The sequence below is a fragment of the Thalassobius sp. MITS945101 genome (genome assembly GCF_047123305.1).
Classification (GTDB): Bacteria; Pseudomonadota; Alphaproteobacteria; order Rhodobacterales; family Rhodobacteraceae; genus Thalassobius.
In genome coordinates, this window is record NZ_CP138918.1 from 910549 (window position 1) to 932748 (window position 22200).

25 protein-coding genes and 1 tRNA gene are annotated in these 22200 nt (G+C 60.5%); 11 read left to right on the plus strand and 15 right to left on the minus strand.

Annotation, left to right across the window (positions count from 1 at the left end; translation table 11 throughout):
• Positions 1-13: 13 nt before the first annotated feature.
• Together petB and petA are read right to left on the minus strand one after the other, a co-directional pair.
• A complete protein-coding gene (gene petB / locus SIC14_RS04665) occupies positions 14-1339 on the minus strand; it encodes a cytochrome b (protein WP_412564667.1) in 1326 nt (441 codons plus the stop codon).
• A 10-nt stretch (positions 1340-1349) separates the two neighbouring features.
• On the minus strand, positions 1350-1913 hold the full coding sequence (gene petA, locus SIC14_RS04670) for a ubiquinol-cytochrome c reductase iron-sulfur subunit (RefSeq protein WP_412564668.1): 564 nt from the start codon (positions 1911-1913) through the stop codon (positions 1350-1352).
• Positions 1914-2141: 228 nt separating this feature from the next.
• Here petA and SIC14_RS04675 point away from each other — a divergent pair, with 228 nt between their 5' ends.
• Complete coding sequence (locus SIC14_RS04675; protein ID WP_412564669.1) at positions 2142-2822, plus strand: outer membrane protein; 681 nt, start codon at positions 2142-2144, stop codon at positions 2820-2822.
• Positions 2823-2917: 95 nt separating this feature from the next.
• On the opposite strand, the gene SIC14_RS04680 is transcribed toward SIC14_RS04675, so the two are convergent.
• From SIC14_RS04680 to SIC14_RS04700, 5 genes are all read right to left on the minus strand, one after another.
• Positions 2918-3649, minus strand: coding sequence for an MFS transporter (locus tag SIC14_RS04680; protein WP_412564670.1), 732 nt, complete (start codon positions 3647-3649; stop codon positions 2918-2920).
• Positions 3634-4206 carry an MFS transporter gene (locus SIC14_RS04685; protein ID WP_412564671.1) on the minus strand — a complete coding sequence of 191 codons (573 nt, stop codon included), beginning with the start codon at positions 4204-4206 and terminating at the stop codon, positions 3634-3636. Before SIC14_RS04685 ends, SIC14_RS04680 begins: the two co-directional genes overlap by 16 nt.
• A 234-nt stretch (positions 4207-4440) precedes the next feature.
• Positions 4441-5046 (minus strand): glutathione S-transferase, encoded by a 606-nt coding sequence (locus SIC14_RS04690; RefSeq protein WP_412564672.1) that lies wholly within the window; start codon positions 5044-5046, stop codon positions 4441-4443.
• An 83-nt stretch (positions 5047-5129) separates the two neighbouring features.
• Positions 5130-5753 carry an FMN-binding negative transcriptional regulator gene (locus tag SIC14_RS04695; protein ID WP_412564673.1) on the minus strand — a complete coding sequence of 208 codons (624 nt, stop codon included), beginning with the start codon at positions 5751-5753 and terminating at the stop codon, positions 5130-5132.
• 61 nt (positions 5754-5814) lie between these two features.
• Positions 5815-6453: a glutathione S-transferase gene (locus SIC14_RS04700; protein WP_412564674.1), complete on the minus strand. Its 639-nt coding sequence runs from the start codon at positions 6451-6453 to the stop codon at positions 5815-5817.
• A 132-nt stretch (positions 6454-6585) separates the two neighbouring features.
• Here SIC14_RS04700 and SIC14_RS04705 point away from each other — a divergent pair, with 132 nt between their 5' ends.
• Positions 6586-7422: a DMT family transporter gene (locus tag SIC14_RS04705; RefSeq protein WP_412564675.1), complete on the plus strand. Its 837-nt coding sequence runs from the start codon at positions 6586-6588 to the stop codon at positions 7420-7422.
• Here the strand turns inward: SIC14_RS04705 and mtaB are convergent.
• Both mtaB and dapF read right to left on the minus strand, forming a co-directional pair.
• A complete protein-coding gene (gene mtaB / locus SIC14_RS04710; RefSeq protein WP_412564676.1) occupies positions 7388-8647 on the minus strand; it encodes a tRNA (N(6)-L-threonylcarbamoyladenosine(37)-C(2))-methylthiotransferase MtaB in 1260 nt (419 codons plus the stop codon). The two genes, SIC14_RS04705 and mtaB, sit on opposite strands and share 35 nt — an antisense overlap.
• Positions 8644-9480 carry a diaminopimelate epimerase gene (gene dapF / locus SIC14_RS04715; protein ID WP_412564677.1) on the minus strand — a complete coding sequence of 279 codons (837 nt, stop codon included), beginning with the start codon at positions 9478-9480 and terminating at the stop codon, positions 8644-8646. Before dapF ends, mtaB begins: the two co-directional genes overlap by 4 nt.
• A gap of 270 nt (positions 9481-9750) precedes the next feature.
• On the opposite strand from dapF, the gene SIC14_RS04720 reads away from it, so the two are divergent.
• Positions 9751-9826: transfer RNA gene (locus SIC14_RS04720), tRNA-Lys, on the plus strand.
• An 84-nt stretch (positions 9827-9910) separates the two neighbouring features.
• Here SIC14_RS04720 and SIC14_RS04725 read toward each other — a convergent pair.
• Genes SIC14_RS04725 through SIC14_RS04735 form a run of 3 tightly spaced genes read right to left on the minus strand, consistent with a single transcriptional unit; the run spans position 9911 to position 12905 of the window.
• Positions 9911-10378, minus strand: a complete 468-nt coding sequence (locus SIC14_RS04725) for a GFA family protein (RefSeq protein WP_412564678.1) — start codon at positions 10376-10378, stop codon at positions 9911-9913.
• 23 nt (positions 10379-10401) lie between these two features.
• A complete protein-coding gene (locus SIC14_RS04730) occupies positions 10402-11586 on the minus strand; it encodes a TIGR03862 family flavoprotein (protein WP_412564679.1) in 1185 nt (394 codons plus the stop codon).
• The gene (locus SIC14_RS04735) at positions 11583-12905 is read right to left on the minus strand and encodes a mechanosensitive ion channel family protein (protein WP_412564680.1); all 1323 of its coding nucleotides are present in this window, start codon (positions 12903-12905) and stop codon (positions 11583-11585) included. Before SIC14_RS04735 ends, SIC14_RS04730 begins: the two co-directional genes overlap by 4 nt.
• 88 nt (positions 12906-12993) lie before the next feature.
• Between SIC14_RS04735 and SIC14_RS04740 the strand changes: the two genes are divergently transcribed.
• Positions 12994-13293, plus strand: coding sequence for an HNH endonuclease (locus SIC14_RS04740; RefSeq protein ID WP_412564681.1), 300 nt, complete (start codon positions 12994-12996; stop codon positions 13291-13293).
• 79 nt (positions 13294-13372) lie between these two features.
• Here SIC14_RS04740 and SIC14_RS04745 read toward each other — a convergent pair whose 3' ends face one another.
• The 3 genes from SIC14_RS04745 to SIC14_RS04755 are packed head-to-tail and all read right to left on the minus strand — an operon-like array spanning position 13373 to position 15302.
• Positions 13373-13933, minus strand: coding sequence for a hypothetical protein (locus SIC14_RS04745; RefSeq protein ID WP_412564682.1), 561 nt, complete (start codon positions 13931-13933; stop codon positions 13373-13375).
• On the minus strand, positions 13933-14559 hold the full coding sequence (locus SIC14_RS04750; protein WP_412564683.1) for an enoyl-CoA hydratase/isomerase family protein: 627 nt from the start codon (positions 14557-14559) through the stop codon (positions 13933-13935). The genes SIC14_RS04745 and SIC14_RS04750 overlap by 1 nt, the downstream gene beginning before the upstream one ends.
• The gene (locus SIC14_RS04755) at positions 14556-15302 is read right to left on the minus strand and encodes an SDR family oxidoreductase (RefSeq protein ID WP_412564684.1); all 747 of its coding nucleotides are present in this window, start codon (positions 15300-15302) and stop codon (positions 14556-14558) included. Before SIC14_RS04755 ends, SIC14_RS04750 begins: the two co-directional genes overlap by 4 nt.
• A 130-nt stretch (positions 15303-15432) precedes the next feature.
• Here SIC14_RS04755 and SIC14_RS04760 point away from each other — a divergent pair, with 130 nt between their 5' ends.
• The 7 genes from SIC14_RS04760 (at position 15433) to lpxK (ending at position 22186) form a co-directional block, all read left to right on the plus strand.
• The gene (locus tag SIC14_RS04760) at positions 15433-16944 is read left to right on the plus strand and encodes a DUF2125 domain-containing protein (protein ID WP_412564685.1); all 1512 of its coding nucleotides are present in this window, start codon (positions 15433-15435) and stop codon (positions 16942-16944) included.
• 146 nt (positions 16945-17090) lie between these two features.
• Positions 17091-18449, plus strand: a complete 1359-nt coding sequence (locus SIC14_RS04765) for a TldD/PmbA family protein (protein ID WP_412564686.1) — start codon at positions 17091-17093, stop codon at positions 18447-18449.
• Positions 18436-19236, plus strand: coding sequence for an inositol monophosphatase family protein (locus SIC14_RS04770; RefSeq protein WP_412564687.1), 801 nt, complete (start codon positions 18436-18438; stop codon positions 19234-19236). Before SIC14_RS04765 ends, SIC14_RS04770 begins: the two co-directional genes overlap by 14 nt.
• Complete coding sequence (locus SIC14_RS04775) at positions 19237-19629, plus strand: rhodanese-like domain-containing protein (protein WP_412564688.1); 393 nt, start codon at positions 19237-19239, stop codon at positions 19627-19629.
• A gap of 65 nt (positions 19630-19694) precedes the next feature.
• Positions 19695-19937, plus strand: coding sequence for a DUF4170 domain-containing protein (locus SIC14_RS04780; RefSeq protein WP_412564689.1), 243 nt, complete (start codon positions 19695-19697; stop codon positions 19935-19937).
• 18 nt (positions 19938-19955) lie between these two features.
• A complete protein-coding gene (locus SIC14_RS04785) occupies positions 19956-21173 on the plus strand; it encodes a 3-deoxy-D-manno-octulosonic acid transferase (protein ID WP_412564690.1) in 1218 nt (405 codons plus the stop codon).
• Positions 21173-22186, plus strand: coding sequence for a tetraacyldisaccharide 4'-kinase (gene lpxK, locus SIC14_RS04790; RefSeq protein ID WP_412564691.1), 1014 nt, complete (start codon positions 21173-21175; stop codon positions 22184-22186). The genes SIC14_RS04785 and lpxK overlap by 1 nt, the downstream gene beginning before the upstream one ends.
• Positions 22187-22200: the final 14 nt, after the last annotated feature.

Consider the following 22200-nt stretch of genomic DNA (forward strand, 5'->3'; position numbering starts at 1 on the left):
ATCCCGTTTCCTCTTACTTGGCGGCTTTGGCGGCCGATTTGGCAACCTTGGCTTTGAAGTCTTCCTCGATCGTGGCCGGCGCTTCGGTCGGCTTTTCGATCACGCCCAGCAGGGGCAGGATGACCAGGAAGTAGGCGAACCAGTAGGTCGCACCGATCAGCGAGATGGTCGAGTACGGCGGTTCTGCAGGCATGGCGCCCGCCCACATCAGAACGAAGAAGTCGATGACCAGCAGCAGATACCAGATCTTGAACTGCGGGCGGTAACGACCCGAACGCACGCGCGAGGTGTCCAGCCACGGGGCCAGAGCCATCACAGCGATCGCGCCAAACATGGCCAGAACGCCGAAGAACTTCGCGTCGATGATGCCGCCGGTGATCCAGCCCGCAAACATCACAACCCAAACTTCCGAGTCGAACGCACGCAGGATCGCGTAGAACGGAAGGAAGTACCATTCCGGAACGATGTGCGCAGGCGTCGCCAGCGGGTTGGCTTCGATGTAGTTGTCGGGGTGACCCAGGTAGTTGGGCATGAAGCCGACAATGGCGAAGAAGATCAGCAGAACAATGGCCAGCGCGAACAGGTCTTTGATCACGAAGTAGGGCCAGAACGGCAGGGTGTCTTTCTCGGCTTCTTCTTTGGAACCGCGGCGCACTTCAACACCGGTCGGGTTGTTGTTGCCGGTGTGGTGGAAGGCCCAGATGTGAACAATCACAAGGCCGGCAATCACAAACGGCAGCAGGTAGTGCAGCGAGAAGAAGCGGTTCAGGGTGGCGTTGTCCACCGCCGGGCCGCCCAGCAGCCAGGTCTGGATCGGCTCACCGATGAACGGAATCGCACCAAACAGGCCGGTGATCACGGTTGCGCCCCAGAAGGACATCTGACCCCAAGGCAGAACGTAGCCCATGAATGCGGTGCCCATCATCATCAGATAGATCAGCATACCGATGATCCATGTGATTTCACGGGGCGCCTTATAGGAGCCATAGAACAACCCGCGGAACATGTGGATGTAAACCGCAACGAAGAACAGCGAAGCGCCGTTCATGTGCAGGTAGCGGATCATATGACCGCCGTTCACATCGCGCATGATGTGCTCAACCGAGGCAAAGGCCAGATCGACATGCGGGGTGTAGTGCATCACCAGAACGATACCGGTGATGATCTGCAGCGCCAGGCAGAAGGCCAGAACGATGCCCCAGATCCACCACCAGTTAAGGTTCTTCGGGGTGGGGATCATCAGGGTGTCATAGACCAGCCCAACGATGGGCAGGCGCGAGTGGACCCATTTTTCGATACCGGTTTTCGGTTCGTAATGGTCGTGAGGAATACCGGACATATTACGCTCCTTAACCGAGTTTGATGGTGGTTTCGTCGACGAAGGCCGCTACCGGCACGTCGAGGTTACGCGGGGCCGGGCCTTTACGGATACGGCCGGAGGTGTCGTAGTGCGAGCCATGGCAGGGGCAGAACCAGCCGCCAAAGTCACCTGCACCGTCACCGATCGGCACACAACCGAGGTGGGTACAGACACCGATCATCACCAGCCATTCGCCGGCTTCGTCCAGCGAACGGTTTTCGTCGGCGGCGTCAGCGTCGGGTTTGTTGGCGTTCTGCGCGCCTTGGTCGATGGTCAGCTCGTCAACCGATACGGCACGGGCATCTTCGATCTCAGCGGCGGTACGGCGGCGGATGAAAACCGGTTTGCCCAACCATTTCACGGTCAGCTGGGTGCCCGGTTCAACGCCCGAAATATCGACGCGAATCGAGGCCAGCGCGCGAACGTCGGCGGCGGGGTTCATCTGGTTGACCAGCGGCCAGACGGCTGCACCCGTGGCTACGGCACCGGCGCCTGCGGTGGCGTAATACAGGAAGTCCCTGCGGGTGCCTTCGTGATCTTCTGCGTGGGACACGAGGTTTACTCCATTTTACGGCCCATGACAGGGCTATACGGTTTGGGGCCGCGATAAACGCAGCCTTTCCGAGCCGCTATTTAGCGGGGTTAATCGGTTCCGTCCAGAAGACATTGCCGCGCAGGGGTTGCACAATCGTCACAGGTGCCTATGTGTCGCGCTTGTGGCGGGGCAAATGCGTCCCTATCTTGGCCGCAAATCAAGAAACATTTATCCGGAGCTGGCCCTATGTCCGCACACCAAAACGCACGCATCTTGCTTGCTTCCACCGCGCTTGCCGCACTGATGACAGCGCCGCTGGCCACTGCGGTCGCAGCCGAGATTGAACTGGGCGTCTATGGCGGCTGGCAGACTTCGCCACATAGCCGCATTGATGGCACCCTTCCAGACACCGGCAGCTATAGCGAGCTGATTGGCTGGGACGGCAACCCCTTCGCCATGCCGCCCTACTATGGTGTGCGCGCCACCTACTGGCAGGACAATGGCACTGGTTGGGGCCTCGAATGGACCCATGCCAAGGTGTACGGCGCCCATGATTCGACCCTGTTCGACCGGCTTGAGTTCACTGATGGCCTGAACATCATCACTGTGAACTACGCCAAACGCTGGCAGAATCAGTGGAAACAGCTGACGCCTTACGTGAATGCAGGGGTTGGTATCGCACTTCCTCACGTCGACATCACACCGGCCAATGTGCTGGACGGTGGCCGCACCTATGAATATCAGTTGACAGGCCCTGCAGCCCGTCTGACTGCCGGTGTCAGCTATGAGCTGAACGATAGCTGGAACCTATTCTCGGAATACCAGTTCACCTGGTCGCAAAATGAAGCCTCGCTGAACGGCGGCGGCACCCTGTCGACCCGGATCCTCACCAACTCGCTCAACGTGGGTGTGAGCTACGATTTCTAAGGCAACCTGCCGGCAAGAATGACAAAGGCCCCTTTCGAGGGGCCTTTTTGTTGAACTGCCGTGGTGCGGGTTTCAGCAGGCCCCACAACTGGCCGCTAGACATCTTGAGCCCCACTTCCTTTGGCCAAGAATCCCATCAACACCACGGCGACAGCCAGGAACAGCGCACTGACCATCCAGGCGATTGGGGTGGAGGTCAGTTCCGCGATGGTCGCCACCAAAATCAGCCCCAAAGCGGCGCCAAGCTGCTGCACGAGGGATCGCAGAGACAGCAGGGTTGCACGCTGACGATCCTCCACACATCTGTGCAGGAGACTGCTGGCGGGCGTTTCACTAACCCCGAGAGCAACCGAATAGAGAATAAACACCCCCGCGAATCCGATAAAGCCACCCTGTAGGGCTAGCGCGATTTGAAGACCTGCCAAACAGGCAAACACCATTGCCAACGTGTGGGCGTGTCTCCGCTTGAGGAGCCGGCTGATGTGCGGCGACAGCGACGCCCCAAAGGCAATTGAGAAGAAATACACTGCGGTCAGAATGCCTATGGCCGTGTTTGCATGGCCCGCCGCCAGCATGGGTTTTACGTGGGTTGGCCAGATCACCTCGACCGGATTGGTCGCCATCAGAAAAAACGCCATGGCAGCCAGCGGCATCGACACTGTCGAATGGCGCATTGCCAGAACACCGGCCTCTTTGACCACCAATGGGACTGTCGCGAACCCCTGTTTGAGCGCCTTGGGATGTCGGGGACGAGGCTCTTCCACAATGAACATCAGTGTATAGAGGAACACGCCAAGCATCACCGCCAGGCTCAGGACATAGGACACATCATAGGCACTGAACCCCGCCGCCTCGGCCAGATGACCAAAGAGGTCAGGCAGAAGTCCCCCGATGATCGCCCCATGCCCAACCCCATGGCATTGGCCCATTGCGCCCTGGCCAGAGCGGGTTGAACATCCACACCGGGCGCATGAGTTCTAAACGTTTCCACAAACCAAGCGTCCAGCGTGCCGGATCGCAGCGCCCGGCCAAAACCGATAAAGCCAAACGAAAGCGCCAGAACAAGGAAGGCGCTTGTCGACAGGAAGAGCTCAAGAGAAATCCCGCTGGCGACAACGGCGGCCAGAAAAACTGGTTTGCGCCCGATACTGTCGGCCAAACCTCCGAACGGCAGCTCCAATGCCATGGTCGTGAGGGAATAGATCCCAAACAGCAGCGAAATCTGGAAAAGGTCCATGCCGCGGTCCGTCAGCGCCAGCGCAACAACGGCCACCGTCAAGCCCATGGCAAACCGATCAAGAAACTGATGGAGCTGAAACACCCGAATATGACGCCTTGCTGGAACGGCCAGCGCCGCGAAGGAGAACTCGTCTTCTATTGCCATAGTTGCATCTTCGGGGTTGCAGGCAACTTTCGCAACACTCCAATAGACACGACACTGACCCGGATGGCGTCAAATCCGGCGGCCAAATGCGTCACGAACGCGATCTTGGCGCTGGCAGCTGTTTGACTGCCTGCTCGGAGGCCCCGCCGAGGTGGCACGCTGCACGGGTTCAGCCGCCCGCGGAGAAACCGAGAGCCGCAGATTCAATTGTGGAAGCGTAACCTCGCCCCAGCCTCAATCCGTCGGCACGGTTTCTTTCATGCTATCGCGTTCGGAAAACACTGCGTACCAATCGTCCAGCGCATCGCAGCCTTTGCGCCAGTTGCGGTTCGGATGGCGGAAATCGAGGTAGCCAAGCGCACAGGCGACAGCGACATGGCCAATATTCAGCGGCCCGGCGAGATGGGACATCCAGCGGTCGTTGACCGACTGCACCGCGCGCGCCACCTTGGCCCATTGCGCCTCTTCCCATTCAGGATAGACCAGATGGGGGGGCCGGATCCGGTGTTCGTAGACCATCAGCACCGCCGCATCCATGATGGCGTCGGCCGTGGCCTCCAGCGTCATCACCTCCCAACGGGCGCTGTCGGGGTAAAGCCCCCCACCGGCGCGGTCATTCAGATATTGGCAGATCACCCGGCTGTCATAGATCGCTGGCCCCTCGCCGCGAATAAGCGCCGGGATTTTCCCGGCGGGATTGGCGGCGCTCACCTCTTCGGGGGTGGACACCGGTGTGGTGGCAACCCGCTGAAGCTCCACATCATCGGCCTGACCGGTTTCGGCCAGCACCACGCGCACCTTGCGTACAAAGGGGGACGCCGGGGCGTAGACGAGTTTCATCACATAGTCTCCTCACTGTTGGCGACAGGGTAACACGCCCGCCTCGTCTGTCCATGATCTGCGTCAGGCTTTCGGGTCCCTTGTCACTTGGGCACCGGCAGGTCCCGCATCAAAGCGGCCAGTGCGGCGGCGGAGGGCTCCATCTCCGCAGTGGCAACGCCATCTGCTGCGGCCAGACGGGCCGCTTCAGGTTTGTTCTGTGACAGCTTCCAAGTGCCGTCGATTGCAGTCATGCGCATTTCCACCGGCACGATCATCCGCATCATCCGGGTCAGCGCCTCCGGCTCCATCTTGGCCATTTTCCAGATCGGTTTGGGGGCCAGGTCTGCCTCAAAACGATCCGAGAGCTTTTCCAGCACCGCACCGATCTCTTCCTGAGGCATCAGCTGTGCCACCCCATCCAGCTGCACGGCCACATAGTTCCAGGTCGGCACCTGATCGTCGATCCCGTACCAATCGGGCGAGATATAGCCATGTGGCCCACGCACGGCGAGACGGGCCGCCGCACCAGATTTCAGCACCCGCGCAATCGGGTTGGAACGCACAAGGTGAAACAGCACCCTGTCACCTTCGATCACAAAGGGGATATGCGCCAAAAGCGGCAGCCCATCTGGCCCGTTTACCACCAACATGCCGAACCCTAGATCTGCCGCGAAACTGAGGTTCTGCTGGTCCTCGGCCTTATGGAAAATCGGGTTCGGGTGCATGGCGCGGCTCCGGCTGGCTGTGGCGTGTTACCGCCATCAGTTCCGCCTTTCGGTGCGTGCTTCAACCCTCAACAAAAGGGAAAGTCGTTGGCACATCGCCCGCCTGCCATTTCGGCAACTTGGGCATGATCGAGGTAAAGCGTTGGGAATGCAGGAACTCTTCCAACCAACGTGACAGGTTTGGCCAGTCCTCCGCATCAAATCTGGTCTTATCAATAAAGGCAAACTGGCGTGCAAACGGCAGGATCGCCATATCGGCCAAGCTGGGCGTATCACCAAACAGATAGCGCTTGGACCCGATCTGATCGTTGAGCTGGTGCAGGAATACATGGGCTTTGGCCCGTTCGGCCTCGGGGTCCGCATCAGGGTAGCGTGTGGCGTATTTGGTGCGATCAAGCGCCTGTTTGAACGGCCCATCCGCCTCAGCAATCAAGACATGGCCTGCGTCAGGCATGTCCAGCCATCCCGCAGGATCATTTTGCTGCAAGGCCCAGATCATGATGTCGAGGCTTTCGTCGATCACCAGGGCCCCCGCCTGCAAACAAGGCACGGTGCCCGAGGGGCTGGTCGCCAGAAACTCTGGCGCCTTGTCGCGCAAAACAATCTCGCGCAGCTCAACATTCAGCCCGGCCGCTGCAACACCCAAACGGGCGCGCATGGCATAGGGGCAACGGCGGAAAGAGTAGAGGATCGCGGTCATGTCTTTTCATCGGAGATCGCCGCTTGAATTGCAATATCCCGCGCGTAAGGTGGCTCTTATTCTGTTTGCCAATCTATTTGCCCCATGTCCGGTCTTTTCCTCCGCCTCACGGCCGTTGCCCTGATCACCGCCATGTCTGCAACGATCCACGGTCTCGCGCAGACCTTGCCCATTGGGCAGATCGTGTTTTGGCGCAGTGCTGTCGCCCTGATCCCGATCGCGGCCTACCTGTGGCTTCGCGGCCAACTGCGCGACGGATTGAAAACACGCAACCCGAAGGGACATATCCTGCGCTCGGCCTTTGGCTGCCTGTCGATGGTGTTTTCTTTTGTGTCTCTGGCCTATCTGCCAGTCGCCAATGCCTCGGCGCTGGCCTATCTGACACCTTTGATCACCCTGCCGCTGGCCAACGTCATGTTGGGCGAGCGGTTGGCGCGCGCGGTGGTGCTGGCCTGTTTCCTGGGATTTGTCGGCGTCCTCCTGATGTTACAGTCGAGCCTGCAAAGCCCTAGTGGCAGCCGGTTGGAACTGATCGACATCGCTGCGGGGCTGGGCTACGCGGCCACAATGGGATTTGTGCGGGTCCATGTGAAAGGCATGGTGGCCGAGGAAACCCCAGCATCCATCGCCTTCTATTTTGCACTCACCTGCAGCGTGTTGGGGGCGCTCAGTGTGTTTTGGGGATGGGCGTCGGTCGATGCCGCGACGCTTGGATTGCTGATCTTGGCAGGGCTGCTGGGCGGTGCCGCCCATATTGCCGGGGTCGAGGCCGTGGCACGTGCGCCGATCTCAACCCTTGCGCCCATTGAATACACCGGGATGATTTGGGCCCTGGGGTTTGACGCCCTGCTGTTTGGCGTTTGGCCAGATCTCTGGGGCGGGACCGGCATCGCCGTGATCCTGGTCGCCGCCTTGATCACGGTTTGGGCAGATCTCAGACCGTCAGCTGCTGGCCCTGCACGCCTTTGATCACGGCGGTCACGATCTGACCCTCCGCCTGTGGCGCGTCGAAATGCACCTCGGTGAATTGTGCGGTCCGGCCCATATGGGGGTTTTCCATCAGGATCTGATGGGTCTGGCCCAGCTGCGCCTGCAGGTGTTTTTCCACCTGCTGAGCCCCCAAAGCCCGCAGACGGGCGGCGCGATCCTTGATGATGTTGCCATTGACCTGCGTCGGGATCTTTGCCGCCGGAGTGCCTTCGCGTTTGGAATAGGGGAAGACATGCAGCCAAGTAAGGTCACATTGCTCCACCAACTTCAGCGAGTTCTCAAAATGCGCCTCGGTCTCGGTTGGGAAACCCACGATGATGTCAGCGCCAAAAGTCATCTCGGGGCGCAGCTTGCGGGCCTCTTCGGCAAACCGAATGGCATCGTCGCGCAGATGGCGCCGTTTCATGCGCTTGAGGATCAGGTCATCGCCATGCTGCAGAGACAGATGCAGATGCGGCATCAAACGGGGTTCCGTGGCGATGGCCTGCATCAGGTTCTCATCTACCTCAATCGAATCGATTGAGCTGATCCGCAGTCGCGGCAGATCCGGCACCAGCTTCAGGATCCGCATCACCAGATCGCCAAGTTTGGGCGCTGCAGGAAGATCCGCCCCCCAAGAGGTCAGATCGACGCCGGTCAGCACCACCTCGTTGTAGCCCTTGTCCACCAGTCGCTTGATCTGATCCACCACGACCCCCGCCGGAACCGAGCGTGAATTGCCGCGCCCGTAGGGAATGATGCAGAAGGTGCAGCGGTGGTCACAGCCGTTTTGCACCTGCACATAGGCGCGCGACCGGGTGCCAAAACCGTCAATCAAGTGGCCGGCGGTTTCGGTCACCGACATGATATCGTCCACCTGTACCTTCTCGGTCTCCCCGATGAAGTTCGGCCCCATGTTCTGCCAGGTTTCCGGCTGCATCTTTTCGGTGTTGCCGATCACCAGATCGACCTCATCCATATTGGCGAAAGTCTCGGGCTCGGTCTGGGCGGCGCAACCGGTGACGATCATCCGCGCACCGGGGTTTTCCTTGCGCAGCTTGCGAATCTCTTGCCGTGATTTGCGCACCGCCTCGGCGGTCACGGCGCAGGTGTTGACCACCACGGCCCCTTCGACACCCGCCTGTGCAGCGAGGTCTTTCATCGCCTCGGACTCATAGGCGTTGAGACGGCAGCCAAGGGTGGCAAAGACGGGCGGTTTTGTCATGACGCGGCCTCCAGAAACTGGGCGGTCAGTTCGGCGGTAAAGACATGCATGGTGGCGCCGGTCATCCAGACGCCATCTTCGCGCCAGTCAATCCAGATGGTGCCGCCGTCCAATTCAATCTGCACCTTGCGCCCTATCAGGCCGCGCCGCGCCGCAGCCACCGCCGTTGCACAAGAGGACGAGCCAGAGGCCAAAGTCACCCCAACGCCGCGTTCCCAGACCCGCATCCGCAGATGATCCTTTCCGATGACGCTGGCGAACTGCACATTTGTGCGCTCAGGGTAAAGCGGGTGATGTTCGGTCGCGGCGCCGCGCGCCTCCAGATCTACCGCTTCGGCATCCTCCACAAAGAAGGTGCAATGCGGATTGCCCATGCCGGTTGCCGTTGGGGTGCCCTCAATCGGCAGTTCCAACGTGTCCATCGCCTGCGCCAGCGGCACCTCATCCCACGTCAGCTGCGGTTGCCCCATATTGACCGAGGTCAGCCCGTCGCCGGCATCGCGTGCATAAAGGTCCCCACGATCCGTGGTCAGATGCAGCTCGGTTTTACCCGTCTCATCCATGATGTGACGTGCAATGCAGCGGGTGGCATTGCCACAGGCCGCCGAAGTCGATCCATCCGCGTTGTAAAACACCAGATGCGCATCGGCGTTGTCGCTTGCCTCGATCACCGCCAACTGGTCATAGCCCACACCCTTGCGCCGATCGGCAATCGCAATCACCAGTGCCGCGGACAGCGGCACAGCACGCGTGCGGGCGTCCACGACAACAAAGTCGTTTCCCAGCCCGTGCATCTTCATAAAGGGCAAAGCGGTTTGGCGGTTCTGTTCCATCGCGTTCCTATACGCCTGATTCCCCGATCAATCCAGATATGGCCCACGCAACCCCATCGCAAAGCCCCCATGCAGCGGTTGCAACGCCTAGTTTCCGCGTGCCTCCCGCCCCTTTAACCGCTCCCCTTACGCAAAAGCAGAGGTTTTTAAGGCGGTTTCAGAAGGTGGCTTTAGGGCCCTGAAAAAAGATTCAAAATTCTTCACAAAAATCTCCCGAATCCGCTTGACCCTCCGCGCCAGTCTATCTAGAAGCGCCCCACACGAGAGAGTGGGCCGTTAGCTCAGTTGGTAGAGCAACTGACTTTTAATCAGTGGGTCGAAGGTTCGAATCCTTCACGGCTCACCACTTTCCTCACAAACCCTGGCGGCAACGCCGGGGTTTTGTGGTTTTGGGGCCTGTGTTTTCTGCAGATTTTGCGTCGGCGGCGGATCAGCGCTTCAGCAAAGAACCCAGCAAAGCCCCCGTAAAACGCAATTCGCTTGGCAGGTAGCCCGAGGACTTGGGCAGATCATCCGCATGGTCCTGCTGTCGTTTGTCATAGAAGATGTGAAATCCCGGATCCGGCAGCGCTGCCGGATCTGCAAAGGTCTGAACCGGAAACAGATAGACCTGTGGCATCAGCGGTAGGTTCAATCGTTCAATCGCCACACCATCACAGGAGGCGCAGCGTCCCCGGCTGACGATGGGCGGCTGGCGGTGGCTGCGATAGGCGATGTTTTCGACCCCTTCCAGCAACACATCGCGCGCCCGCACCGCCACCACATCGCCGTAAGGGGCCGCATTGAAACGTTGACAGATGGTACAATGGCACAGGGCGCGAAACAGCACCGGGCCGGTGAGGTCAAATGAGACTTTTTGGCAGCTGCAGCCGCCGTGTGGGTGGTCTGAAAGGGGCATGCGGTCTCCTTTTGGAGAAGAGCTTAGCCTGTTGTGTCCATTTGGCCAGACGTCATCGCCTTGGCGGCGGCAATCCCTGCCCATCGCCCCGTCGCCAGACAGGCGGTCAGCAGATACCCCCCTGTCGGGGCTTCCCAGTCCAGCATTTCTCCGGCGGCATAGACGGCTGGCATCGCCTTTAGCTGCAAACCGTCATCCAAGGCCGACAGTCGCAATCCGCCGGCGGTTGAGATTGCTTCATCCATTGGCCGCGGGCCCTGCAAGGGCACAGGTAGAGCTTTCAGCACAGGCGCCAAATCCACCGGCGAAGGGCGGGCGCATTTCATCACCAATGCCAGTTTGGCGGCGTCCAGCCGCGCCCCTTTGCGCAGACGGTTTTTGGTGCTTTGTTTCTTCCCAACAGCGGCCAAGCGGTCACGCAGCTGCGCCTCAGACAGGTCTGGCACCAGATCCAGATGCAGTTTTGCACCTTCACGCAGGGCACGGGACACCGCATAGATGCCGCCGCCCTCAATCCCACGTTCGGACAGCACACATTCAGCCCGCACCTGCTGGTCGCCTGCCTTCAGAACAATGTTCTTCAGCGGCTGGCCGAAATGTGGCTGCATATGTGTGGACCACGCCACCTCAAAACCCATATTAGCCGGTTGAAACGGCGCAGTTTCCGGCAGCCATTCGGCCCAGGCCCCGTCTGACCCCAACCGCGCCCAACTGGCCCCGCCACAGGCCAGAACAGTGACGGCAGGCGATAATGTCTGCGGCCCTTGCGGCGTTTCGAAATCAAACCGGGCCGCTTCCACTGACCAACCGGTCCAACGCCAGCGCGTGCGGACCTCTACCCCATAACCATCCAGCCGCAGCAACCAGGCCCGCAACAAGGGCGAGGCCTTCATCACCTCAGGAAACACCCGCCCAGAGGATCCGGTAAACAGGGGCTGCCCCAACCCCTCAGCCCAGGTCTGCACCTGCGCAGGGCCAAAGTCTGCCAGCATCGGACGTAACCAATCCGCAGCCGCACCATAGGCGGCCAGGAAATCTTCGGATGGTTCGTCCTTGGTCAGGTTCAATCCGGATTTACCTGCCATCAGAAACTTGCGCGCGACCGACGGTTTGGCCTCGACCACCACAACCTTGTGACCGGCGCGGCCCAACTCCTCTGCGGCCATCAAGCCCGCAGGGCCGGCTCCAATGACCAGCGCAAAACTCATGGCAGGGCCCCGCCTTTGATCTCAACCACACGATGCGGGTAGGGGATTTCGATGCCTGCGTCTTTCAGGGCGTTCCAGACGGCAAAGAGCACCTTCGGGGTGTATTTGTTGCGGCCATCGTCGATGCCGTTGACCCAGAACTCCACCGCAAAGTCTATGCCGCTGTCGCCAAAGCCGCGCAGCTCGCAGTCCGGTCCATCAGGGTCATCCAGCACAAAGTCCAGTTTTGCCACCGCAGCCTCGATGATCTCGGGCACTTTGTTGATGTCGGTGTCATAGCTGACCGAAAACGGCGCCTCATATCGGTTGGCGCTGCCCTGATCGGAATAGTTGACCACACGGGTGGTGATGAAATCCTCGTTCGGCACCACAATCCAGCGGCCATCATAGGTTTCCAAAATCGCGGCCCGCGCGGTCATCTTGACAATGGTGCCCGCCTCACCGCCATCCAGCTCAACATAGTCACCGACGGTGGCCTGCCCTTCTAGCAGCAGAATCACGCCAGAGATGAAGTTTGATGCGATCTTCTGCAAACCAAAGCCCAGACCCACACCAATGGCACCGGTCAGCACCGCAAGTGAGGTCAGCGGGATACCCATGATGTTCATGAACACCAGGAAGGCGACGCCGAAAATGCCGATTTCGGCCGCTTTGGCTGCCAGCTGCCGGGTGGCAGGGCGCATCGCCTCTTGTTTCTGGATCAGGCTTGAGGACTGATCGTTCGACCACCGGCCCAGCCAGAAAATAATGCCGCCGACAATCACAAACCGCAGCAGATCCAGCAGTGAGAAGGACAGGTTGCCCAGCGGCACCACCGTGCCATCCAGCCGGGCCGAGGCAAACTCCAACAGACCCAGCGCATAGATCGCCGCAATGGGCACCAACACATAGCGACCCAGCAGGTTGAACAACGGATCCTTGATGATGTCGCGCACCATCGCCCGCACCGCCACAAACAGGAACAGACGTTTGCCAAAAGCAATCACGGCCCCGCTGTCAAACAGCGACCGCACCACACTTTCGCCCAAACTGGTAAAGACAAAGGCCAGTAGCGGTAGCAGCAAGGGCAGGAACTGCCGCAGGAACAGACGTGCTTTGTCCAGATAGCTGGCCGCCGCCTCTGGGCTCAGCCATTTGGTCAGGAAGGGCTGCAACCGTTTGTTGGCAAACCGTGCCCCGAACCAGGCCACCATCAACAGCGCAAACTGCGACCAGGCGGCAGGCGACAACAGCCAACCCTGCGCCAGTTCCCAGGCCTGCAGCAAAAGCCCATAGGCCTGCTGCACAATCTGCGGCTGGCCGCTTACATCAAAATTCATTTGCCCCAAGCCCCCGAAACACTGTCAAAATACCTTATCTCTCTCTTGCCGCGCCTCGGCGGACAGAACAAGCCGGAAGATGTGAATCATGCCCGATGCCCCACCAATCTGTCCGCTTTGCCTGCGCGAGATACCGCCAGAAGTGCCGCAAAGCCGTCACCACCTGACGCCAAAGTTGAAAGGTGGCAAAGGCGGCCCCACCGTTTTGCTGCACCACATCTGTCACAAAGAAATTCACGCCACCTTGAGCGAGGCCGAAATCGCCCGCAGCTATGCCACCATTGACGCGCTGCGCGGCCATCCGCATTTGGCCAAATTCTTCGGCTGGGTTGCAAAACGCCCGCCTGATTTCAACGCCCGCAGCACAGGCAATCGGCGCGGTCGCTGACGGGGGACTGAGGGCAGACGCCGCGCCTTTTCATCTTGCCCCAAATACTCAAAAAAGCCCGCCCGCCCCCTGCGTGAGGTCAGAAACGGCAGTGCTTCAACCGCGCCTGCACTGAGGCGGTGGTTTCCTCATCCCGAGCGCGTTCAAGGATCTTCATCACCCGCATCCGCAGATCCGCATGGGTCGTTGCCAGCTGGTTCGCCCCAGCATAGGCCCAAGCCCGCACCATCGCGCGTTTGCTGCCCAGCGCGGTAAAGACCAGCCCCTGCGCCGGTTGGCGCAGATCCCCTGCCAGATCCAGACGTGGCAGGACCTGCAGCAGATGCAGCTGTGTTGGCCAGCGGGGGGAATGGGTTGCGGCCTCCAGCGCGTCGGACAGGTCGGGCAGATCAGCCACCTTGGTCCCGTTCTCCAGCGCGTGCTTCAGCAGCCAGGTGGCCCCGTCCGACAGGTCGTCTTCGGCGATGTAGTCGACAAGTTTATCAAGGTAGTCCTCATCCGCCGCCGACAATTGATCATGAACTTCGACAATATCGGCTTTGGATTTGCCATCCCAAGCTTCAATTGCCTCGGCCAGAGCGTCTTCAAACGCCAGCCCGTCTTCTTCCCAGTTGCGCCAGTCGTCTTCGATGTCAGACATCAGCGCGCCTTCCCACCCGCGCCGTTACACATCTCTTTGATGGCGCGGGCAATGTCGGGATCCGCGTTCAACGTGTCCTCCGCGATTTCCCGCGCGGCAGAGACAACGTCATCTTCCACAATGCGGTCGATCAGACCAAACCGCAGGGCCTCATTGGCGGCAATCTTCTGGCCGCCCATCAGGATCAGCTTGGTCCGCGCCGGCCCAATCAGCGCCGCCATACGGGCGGGATCGGACGGTTGCGGGCGATAGCCAAGTTTCATTACCGGATAGAAGAATTTAGCCCCCGGCACGGCAATCCGCAGATCACAAGCCAGCGCCATGCCATTTGCGCCGCCGGCCAAAGTGCCGTTCAACGCCGCGATGGTTAGACCCGGCAGTGCCGCAATGGCACCGGACAGACGTTCCCACAGATCCGAGATGGCCAGGCCAGCCTTGGCCTCTTCCAGATCGGCCCCAGCGGAAAACACCTTACCCGCACCGGTCAGGATCAGGACGGGCACATCGCCCGCCCCTTCCGCGATCTCGCACAGGCGTTCCAGCATCTCTGCCGTCAACGAATTGGCCTTCTCAGGACGGTTGATCGTCACAATGCGGCAGCCGTCCTGATCGATGACCTCGATCATACCAGCCCCACCGCCTTGCGCACGGCCTCATCGCGCAGGCTGACCTCTTGGCCCATCAGATCGTCACCGGCTGCGCCACACATCCACATCAGGCAGCGTGCGGGCCAATCGGCGGGGATGTGATCTTCCCAGTTCAACTGCGAAACGGCGTTGATGCCGCTGGCTTTGATTTCTTTCTGCATCTGGGTGGCCACAGTGCCCGGCGACAAGCCCATGATACGGATGCCCTTGCCACGGTATTCCAGATCGGCGCAGCGGGTCAGCATTGCCGCCCCAGCTTTCGAGGTGCAGTAAGCGCTCCAGCCTTCCAATGCGTTATGGGCCGCGCCTGACGAAATCGTGATGATTGTGCCGCCACCAGCCTTCTCCATCACCGGCAGGGCCGCATGCATCCCGTTGAACACGCCCTTGATGTTTATGTCGATCACCGATCCCCAGCCTTCGGGCGTGACCGAAGAGAGCGGCCCGATGGGCTCAATAACCCCGGCGTTGTTGATCAGAATGTCGAGGCTGCCAAAGGCATCAACGGCCTTGGCAATTGCACCCTGCATATCAGCGTAACTAGCCACATCACCGGTCAGCGCCATTGCGCCGATCTCTTCGGCGATGGCAGCAATCCGGTCACCGCTGCGTGCCATCATCACCACGTTGGCACCCGCTTCTGCATATAGGCGGGAAGCCGCCTCGCCAATGCCGCGAGAAGCGCCCGTGATCAATACGGTCTTGTTCTTGAATTCAGCCATCATTAACTCCCTTGCTAACCCCCAGTGGTAACCACGTCCGGGTCAAGGGTCCAGAGTGCAAGACCTTGACCAGACTCACTTAAAGGCAGAAGCTACTGCCAATTATTTTTGCAACAGAAAGGCCCTTTTCATGAAATCCACTCTGACAAAACACTCCCCGATTGTTGCGGCCCTGCTGCTTGGGACCACCGCCGCCTCTGCCGATGTGACCCCCCAGCAGGTCTGGGAAAACTGGCTCGCCCAGATGGAACCCTTCGGCTATGAAATCACCGCAACAGAAACCCAGCAGGGCAATGATCTGAAAATCTCGGATCTGGTGATGAACATCGACATCCCCGAGGAAGACGCAACCGCCGAAATGACCATGCCCGGCTTTACCTTTGTTGACAAAGGTGACGGCACCGTCGCGCTGGAAATGCCCGCGAACTATCCGATGGTGATCAAATTTGCCGACGAATACGATTCCGGTGAAGTGAAGATCAACTACAACACCGTGGGCCTCAGCATGGTTGCCTCGGGTGAGCCGGGGGCGATCAACTACGCCTATTCCGCAGCCTCGGTGGAAATGTCGCTGGACGGGATCGTGGCCGAAGGCGAAGCGATCGATTTGGGGGAGATCAGCATGTCGCTGATCAACGCCCAGGGCAACTCGCTGATCTCAGGAGAAGAGCTGGTAAACTCCGATCAGGATTTCAGCGCAGATCAGCTGGTCATGAATGTGGATGTGCAGGATCCCGAAGGCAGCGGCGAAGGGGCCAAGCTGAACCTGACCTTCAATGATGTGAACTTCGAGAGCATTTCCGCCTTCCCATTGGCAATGGATCCCGAAGACTTCGGCAAAGCGATGGCGGACGGTCTGGCCTTCGATTTTGGATTTGCACATGACGGTCTGGAAGCCGCCTTTGACACCAACATCGATGGCGAACGCATGTCCGGCACCCAAAGCGCGGCAAGCGGCAACTTCGGGTTTGCTTTCGATTCTGCCGGCTTCTCGCTGGTTCAGAATTCCTATGACACCAGCGTTTCGATGCAGGTGCCAGAGGTGCCTTTCCCAGTGTCCTACGAACTGGGCGAAACCGCGATTCAGCTGGACGTCCCGCTGGCCCAATCCGAAGAAGAGCAGGACTTCAAACTGGCGGTGACCATCGGTGAACTGGCGGTACCGGATATGCTGTGGTCGATCGCCGACCCAACCGGCCAACTGCCGCGGGATCCGGCAACCGTCAGCTTTGACGTGACCGGCACTGTGAAAATCATGGCCAACATCTTTGATCCCGAAGCGATGATGATGATGGACGGCGAGCCGGGCGAACTGCATTCGGTTTCGATCAACGACATCCATGTCAGCATGGTCGGTGCCGAGCTGAACGGCAGCGGCGCATTCACCTTCGACAACAGCGACCTGCAGAGCTTTGACGGCCTGCCGCGTCCGGAAGGCTCGGTTGAGCTTTACCTGACCGGTGCCAATGCGCTGATGGACAAGGCTGTTGCGATGGGCATGGCCTCAGAAGAAGACGTGATGGGCGCGCGCATGATGATGGGCATGTTCACCGTTCCCGGTGAAGGCGAAGACAGCCTGCAGTCCACCATTGAGGTCAACGCTGAAGGCCACGTCATGGCCAACGGCATGCGCCTGAAATAAGCGCTGCTTCAATCAATCCAGAAAGGCCGGGGATTCCCCGGCCTTTTTCGTTTCCCCCTCGGGTTTTATCGCTTCTTTTGCCGCAAAACTTGCACCCGTGGCCATCGCGGTCTACCTCAGAGGGATAATCAGTTGAGAGGCTACCGATGACCCGTTCCCCTACCCCCTCCCTTGCCGAGCTGAACCAAGCCCTTCTGAAAGCGGCGAAAGACGCTGGCGCCGATGCGGCGGATGCAATGGCGGTGGCAGGCACCTCGGTCAATATCGACGTGCGCAACGGGGTTCTGGAACAGGCGGAACGGTCGGAAGGCACTGACATTGGCCTGCGTGTCTTTGTTGGCCAGCGTCAGGCCAATGTCTCGGCCTCGGACACCCGCCCCGACACATTGCGGGCCATGGCCGAACGCGCCGTTGCGATGGCCAAAGAAGCGCCGGAAGATCCCCATATCGGCCTGGCCGATGCCGATCAACTGGCAACCTCCTGGGATGTCGACGCGCTGGAACTCTATGACCCAACCGCCGAACCAGACCCCGCCGCGCTGCAAGAGGATGCCCGCCGCGCCGAAGCCGCAGCAAGCGCCGTAGAGGGTGTCACGCAGGTGCAATCCGCATCGGCCGCCTATGGCAGCCGCGAGGTCCATCTTGCCGCCAGCAATGGGTTTGCGGGCGGCTACATGCGCTCGGACCGCGCGACCAGCTGTGTGGCCATCGCCGGCGAAGGCACCGGGATGGAGCGGGACCACGATGGCGACATGCGGATCTTTCAATCCGACCTGCGCAGCCCCGAAGACATCGGCGAAACCGCCGCCCAGCGCTGCGTCGAACGGATTGGCGCCCGTAAGCCGCAGACCGGCACCTATCCGGTGCTGTTTGACGAACGCATTTCCTCCTCGCTTATCGGACATTTGCTGGCCGCCGCCAATGGCAGCGCGATTGCGCGCGGCTCTTCATGGTTGCTGGGGGCCGATGGCACGCAGGTTCTGCCCAAAGGGATCGACCTGCTCGAAGACCCGCATCGCGCCCGCACCGCCGGATCACGCCCCTTCGATGCCGAAGGCCTGCCAACCCAGAAGCGCAAAATCGTTGAGGACGGTGTGCTGACCGGTTGGACGCTGGATCTGGCCACCGCCCGCAAGCTGGGCCTGCAATCCACCGGCAACGCGGCCCGTGGCACCTCGGCCCCGCCGACACCCAGCCCTTGGAACATTGCCCTAACCCAAGGCACGGCCAGCCGCGATGACCTGCTGGCGCAGATGGGCACCGGCCTGTTAGTGACTTCGATGATCGGCTCCACCATCAATCCCAACACCGGCGATTATTCCCGTGGTGCGGCGGGTTTCTGGGTCGAAAATGGCGAGATTCAGTATCCGGTCAATGAATGTACCATCGCAGGCAACCTGCGGGACATTCTGAAACGGATCATTCCAGCCAATGACGCCCGTCTGCACCTGAGCCGCGTTGTGCCATCGCTGCTGGTTGAGGGGATGACCCTTGCCGGCGACTGATCTGGACCTGTTGATCCACGCTGCCCGTGCGGCGGGAGAAACAGCACTGAAATTCAGCGGCCCTCAGGCCAAGGCCTGGGACAAACCCGATGACCTTGGCCCAGTGACCGAGGCGGATCTGGCGGTGAACGCGGTGCTGCACCGGGAACTGACCGGTGCGCGCAGGGACTATGGCTGGCTGTCCGAAGAGAGCGAGGACAGCGAGAAGCGCTTGGGTCAGGACCGGGTCTTTATCGTTGACCCCATCGACGGCACCCGCAGTTTCATTCAGGGCGCGGCCTATTGGGCGCATTCCATTGCCATCGCCGAACAGGGTGAGGTCACCGCCGCTGTGGTCTATCTGCCCGAAGTGGACCGGCTGTATGCTGCGGGACGTGGACTTGGCGCGACCCTCAACGGCACGCCGATTTCGGTGTCGCAGCGCCAGCAGGTCGAAGGGGCCTCTGTCCTTGCGGCCAAACCGAATTACACCGCGCACCACTGGGTTGAGGGCAAGGTGCCCGATGTGGAACGGGTCTACCGCCCGTCACTGGCCTACCGGCTTAGCCTGGTGGCCCAGGGCCGGTTTGACGCCATGCTGACGCTGCGCGACAGCTGGGAGTGGGATATCGCCGCCGGCTCCCTGATCCTGACAGAGGCAGGCGCAACCGTGACCGACATTTATGGCCATCCTCTGCGTTTCAACAATCCGCACCCGCAAGTAAGGGGGGTGGTCGCCGCCGGCCCCGCGCTGCACGCGGGGCTGTCATCACGTTTGGTCACTTCGCAGCCCAAGGGAGAGGTCTGAATGGCAATTGGATACAAACAGATGTTGGCCGAGGCGCAGGCCGAGGTGACGTCGCTGAGTCACGAAGAGGCCGCAGCCAGGCTGAATGATCCTGAGGTCGTGTTTGTCGATATCCGTGATCCAAGAGAGTTGGAGCGCGATGGCTTCATTCCGGATGCAAAACACGCCCCGCGCGGGATGCTTGAGTTTTGGATCGACCCCGAAAGCCCCTATCACAAAGCCTGGTTCGCCACAGACCAAACCTTTCTATTCTATTGCGCCTCTGGCTGGCGGTCGCTGCTGGCCGCACAGGTGGCGCAACGGATGGGTCTGAAAACTGCCTCCCTCAAAGGGGGGTTTGGCGATTGGCGCTGTGCCGACCTGCCCGTGGCGCAACGCACAGCGCGCAGCTGAACCATCGCCTTGCAGCGCAGCGGCCAAGCGCCTAAATTGCCGTCAATCTTTCAGGAGACCTCCTCATGACCCAACGCCTGCACCTTGTTTTCGGTGGTGAACTTGTCGATCCGTCCAAAAACGTGTTCAAAGACGTCGATGACATCCATATCGTCGGTATGTTCCCGAACTACCAAGCGGCCTATGACGCCTGGAAAGCCGAAGCGCAAAAGACCGTGGATAACGCCCACATGCGGTACTACATCGCGCATATCCACCGTCTGCGCGACGAAGAGCAGGAAGTCTCCACCACCGAAGAACTCGGCTAAACAACGGCTCGATCCCTCATGGCGCGGTCCCTCAGTCTTGCGGCCTATATGGCGCTGGCCCGACGTGGATCGCGGCAGGAAGAGGCGTTTGACGCCTCCCGGCCTGAGGGCGAGCTGATCTGGGCCCATGCGCCCTCATTGGAAAAAGCCGCGGCGCTGATGCAGCTGTTTACCCTGCTCGAAGCGCAGCGCCCCGGCGTCCATCTATTGCTGACCACACCGCCCGGCCTGCCGCGCCCGGATCATGTGAAGGGCAATATGCACTGGCAGGTCATCCCTGACGACAGCGTGCCCGACCTCACCCGCTTTTTTGACCATTGGCGCCCCGATCTGGGGCTATGGGCCTCGGGTCACTTGCGTCCGGCGGCCATTGAGATGGCAGCGCGACGGGATATGCCTCTGTTCCTGCTGGACGCCGAAGCCGATGCTCTGGAGGACGCCCGGTTCCGCTGGTTGCCCGACATGAGCCGTTCGGTGCTGCGCCGGTTTGTGCGGATTGTGGCGGTGGATCAGGCGGCAGCACAACGGCTGGGCCGGATCGGCATTTCTCGCAGCGCTATTCAGGTTGCTGGCCAGATGCAGGAAGGCAGCGCCGCCCTGCCCTGTGATGAAACCACCCGCAGCGATTTGGCCAAGTGTTTCGGCAACCGTCCGGTCTGGCTGGCCGCGATGGTGCAGATGGATGAGCTGGGCATGGTTTCGCAGGCGCATAAGGCCGCGCAGCGCCTGTCGCACCGACAGTTGTTGATCGTGGTGCCCGATGATGAGGCCGACGGCCCCGTTATGGCCGACCGGTTGCGCGGTTGGGGCTGGCGTGTAGCGGTCTGGTCCGAAGGTGACGATCCGGTGGAGGACACGCAGGTTTTGCTGGCAGATACACATGGCGAAATGGGCCTTTGGTATCGCTTGGCACCGGTCACCTACATGGGCAGCTCACTGGTCGCGGGCTTTGGCGGTCGTGATCCCTATGAACCTGCCGCGCTTGGCTCCGCCATTCTGTATGGCCCAAATGTGGGCCGTTACCTGACCGCCTACAGCCGCTTTGTAAAAGCAGGCGCAGCGCGCATCGTCAAAGATGCCGACAGCCTTGCCTCTGCGCTCAGCACGCTGTCTGCGGCTGATCAGGTGGCTGCGATGGCCCATGCCGGCTGGGAGGTCAGCTCGACAGGGGCGGAAGTGACCGATGAGGTGATCGAGATGATCCAGGACACGCTGGACCTTGGGGGGCTGGGCTGATGCAACCACCCCGTTTCTGGTTCAACCCGGCCAATCGACCCGGCTTGCAAGCCCGTTTGATGGCGCCTCTGGGTGCGCTTTACGCTCATCTGACCGCGAAACGTGTGGCAAAGGACGCCGGCTACCGGCCCCCTGTGCCAGTGATCTGTGTCGGTAACCTGAACGCGGGCGGAACGGGCAAAACCCCCACCGCAATTGCCCTGCTGATGATGCTGATGGGCAGCGGCGTGCGCCCCATTGTGGTGTCACGTGGTTATGGCGGCCAGCTGCAGGGACCTGTGCAGGTCAATCCACTGGATCACAAGGCCGAGGATGTCGGAGACGAGCCGCTGCTGCTGGCCGCCTTCGCCACCGTGGTGGTGGCCAAAGACCGCGCCGCAGGGGCCCGGCTGGCGGTTGAGCTGGGTGCCGGTGTCATCATCATGGACGACGGGTTTCAGAACCCCGATCTGGCCAAAGATTTCTCTATTGTGGTTGTCGATGCGCACAAAGGGTTCGGAAACGGGCGCTGTATGCCCGCTGGCCCCCTACGGGAACCGGTTGCGGCCGGATTGAAACGCGCCGATATGGTGCTGTCGATTGGGGATCTTGCTGCACAGACAGGCTTTGCTGCAGCATGGGGCGATGCAATTGCCCGTCAAGAAGTGCCACATTTGACCGGCACCCTGCAGCCGTTGCAGATGGGCATGGGGTTCGACGATATACGGGTGCTGGCTTTTGCCGGTATCGGCCATCCCGAGAAGTTCTTCCGCACCCTGCGTGGCCTCGGCGCCGATCTGGTGCGCGCCGAGGCGTTGGACGATCATCAGGCGCTGACCCCCAGCCTGCTCACGCGGTTGGAAAAAGAAGCTTCCCTGCGAGGGCTACAGATGGTCACCACCGAGAAAGACGCGGTGCGCCTGCCCGACAGTTTCCGCATGAAGGTCATCACCGTGCCGGTGCGCCTGCAGATCGATCAGGAAGATCAGGTCAAAGCAGCGCTCATGCAGGTGATCGGGAAGACTGAAGGTTAGGTGCTGCCAGCAGG

Excerpts from the sequence above, each read along its gene's own strand:
- petB (WP_412564667.1), bottom strand. The coding sequence starts at position 1,339 with ATGTCCGGTATTCCTCACGACCATTACGAACCGAAAACCGGTATCGAA.
- SIC14_RS04675 (WP_412564669.1), top strand. The coding sequence starts at position 2,142 with ATGTCCGCACACCAAAACGCACGCATCTTGCTTGCTTCCACCGCGCTT.
- SIC14_RS04685 (WP_412564671.1), bottom strand. The coding sequence starts at position 4,206 with ATGGCAATAGAAGACGAGTTCTCCTTCGCGGCGCTGGCCGTTCCAGCA.
- SIC14_RS04690 (WP_412564672.1), bottom strand. The coding sequence starts at position 5,046 with ATGAAACTCGTCTACGCCCCGGCGTCCCCCTTTGTACGCAAGGTGCGC.
- SIC14_RS04695 (WP_412564673.1), bottom strand. The coding sequence starts at position 5,753 with ATGCACCCGAACCCGATTTTCCATAAGGCCGAGGACCAGCAGAACCTC.
- SIC14_RS04700 (WP_412564674.1), bottom strand. The coding sequence starts at position 6,453 with ATGACCGCGATCCTCTACTCTTTCCGCCGTTGCCCCTATGCCATGCGC.
- SIC14_RS04705 (WP_412564675.1), top strand. The coding sequence starts at position 6,586 with ATGTCTGCAACGATCCACGGTCTCGCGCAGACCTTGCCCATTGGGCAG.
- mtaB (WP_412564676.1), bottom strand. The coding sequence starts at position 8,647 with ATGACAAAACCGCCCGTCTTTGCCACCCTTGGCTGCCGTCTCAACGCC.
- dapF (WP_412564677.1), bottom strand. The coding sequence starts at position 9,480 with ATGGAACAGAACCGCCAAACCGCTTTGCCCTTTATGAAGATGCACGGG.
- SIC14_RS04725 (WP_412564678.1), bottom strand. The coding sequence starts at position 10,378 with ATGCCCCTTTCAGACCACCCACACGGCGGCTGCAGCTGCCAAAAAGTC.
- SIC14_RS04730 (WP_412564679.1), bottom strand. The coding sequence starts at position 11,586 with ATGAGTTTTGCGCTGGTCATTGGAGCCGGCCCTGCGGGCTTGATGGCC.
- SIC14_RS04735 (WP_412564680.1), bottom strand. The coding sequence starts at position 12,905 with ATGAATTTTGATGTAAGCGGCCAGCCGCAGATTGTGCAGCAGGCCTAT.
- SIC14_RS04740 (WP_412564681.1), top strand. The coding sequence starts at position 12,994 with ATGCCCGATGCCCCACCAATCTGTCCGCTTTGCCTGCGCGAGATACCG.
- SIC14_RS04745 (WP_412564682.1), bottom strand. The coding sequence starts at position 13,933 with ATGTCTGACATCGAAGACGACTGGCGCAACTGGGAAGAAGACGGGCTG.
- SIC14_RS04750 (WP_412564683.1), bottom strand. The coding sequence starts at position 14,559 with ATGATCGAGGTCATCGATCAGGACGGCTGCCGCATTGTGACGATCAAC.
- SIC14_RS04755 (WP_412564684.1), bottom strand. The coding sequence starts at position 15,302 with ATGGCTGAATTCAAGAACAAGACCGTATTGATCACGGGCGCTTCTCGC.
- SIC14_RS04760 (WP_412564685.1), top strand. The coding sequence starts at position 15,433 with ATGAAATCCACTCTGACAAAACACTCCCCGATTGTTGCGGCCCTGCTG.
- SIC14_RS04765 (WP_412564686.1), top strand. The coding sequence starts at position 17,091 with ATGACCCGTTCCCCTACCCCCTCCCTTGCCGAGCTGAACCAAGCCCTT.
- SIC14_RS04775 (WP_412564688.1), top strand. The coding sequence starts at position 19,237 with ATGGCAATTGGATACAAACAGATGTTGGCCGAGGCGCAGGCCGAGGTG.
- SIC14_RS04780 (WP_412564689.1), top strand. The coding sequence starts at position 19,695 with ATGACCCAACGCCTGCACCTTGTTTTCGGTGGTGAACTTGTCGATCCG.
- SIC14_RS04785 (WP_412564690.1), top strand. The coding sequence starts at position 19,956 with ATGGCGCGGTCCCTCAGTCTTGCGGCCTATATGGCGCTGGCCCGACGT.
- lpxK (WP_412564691.1), top strand. The coding sequence starts at position 21,173 with ATGCAACCACCCCGTTTCTGGTTCAACCCGGCCAATCGACCCGGCTTG.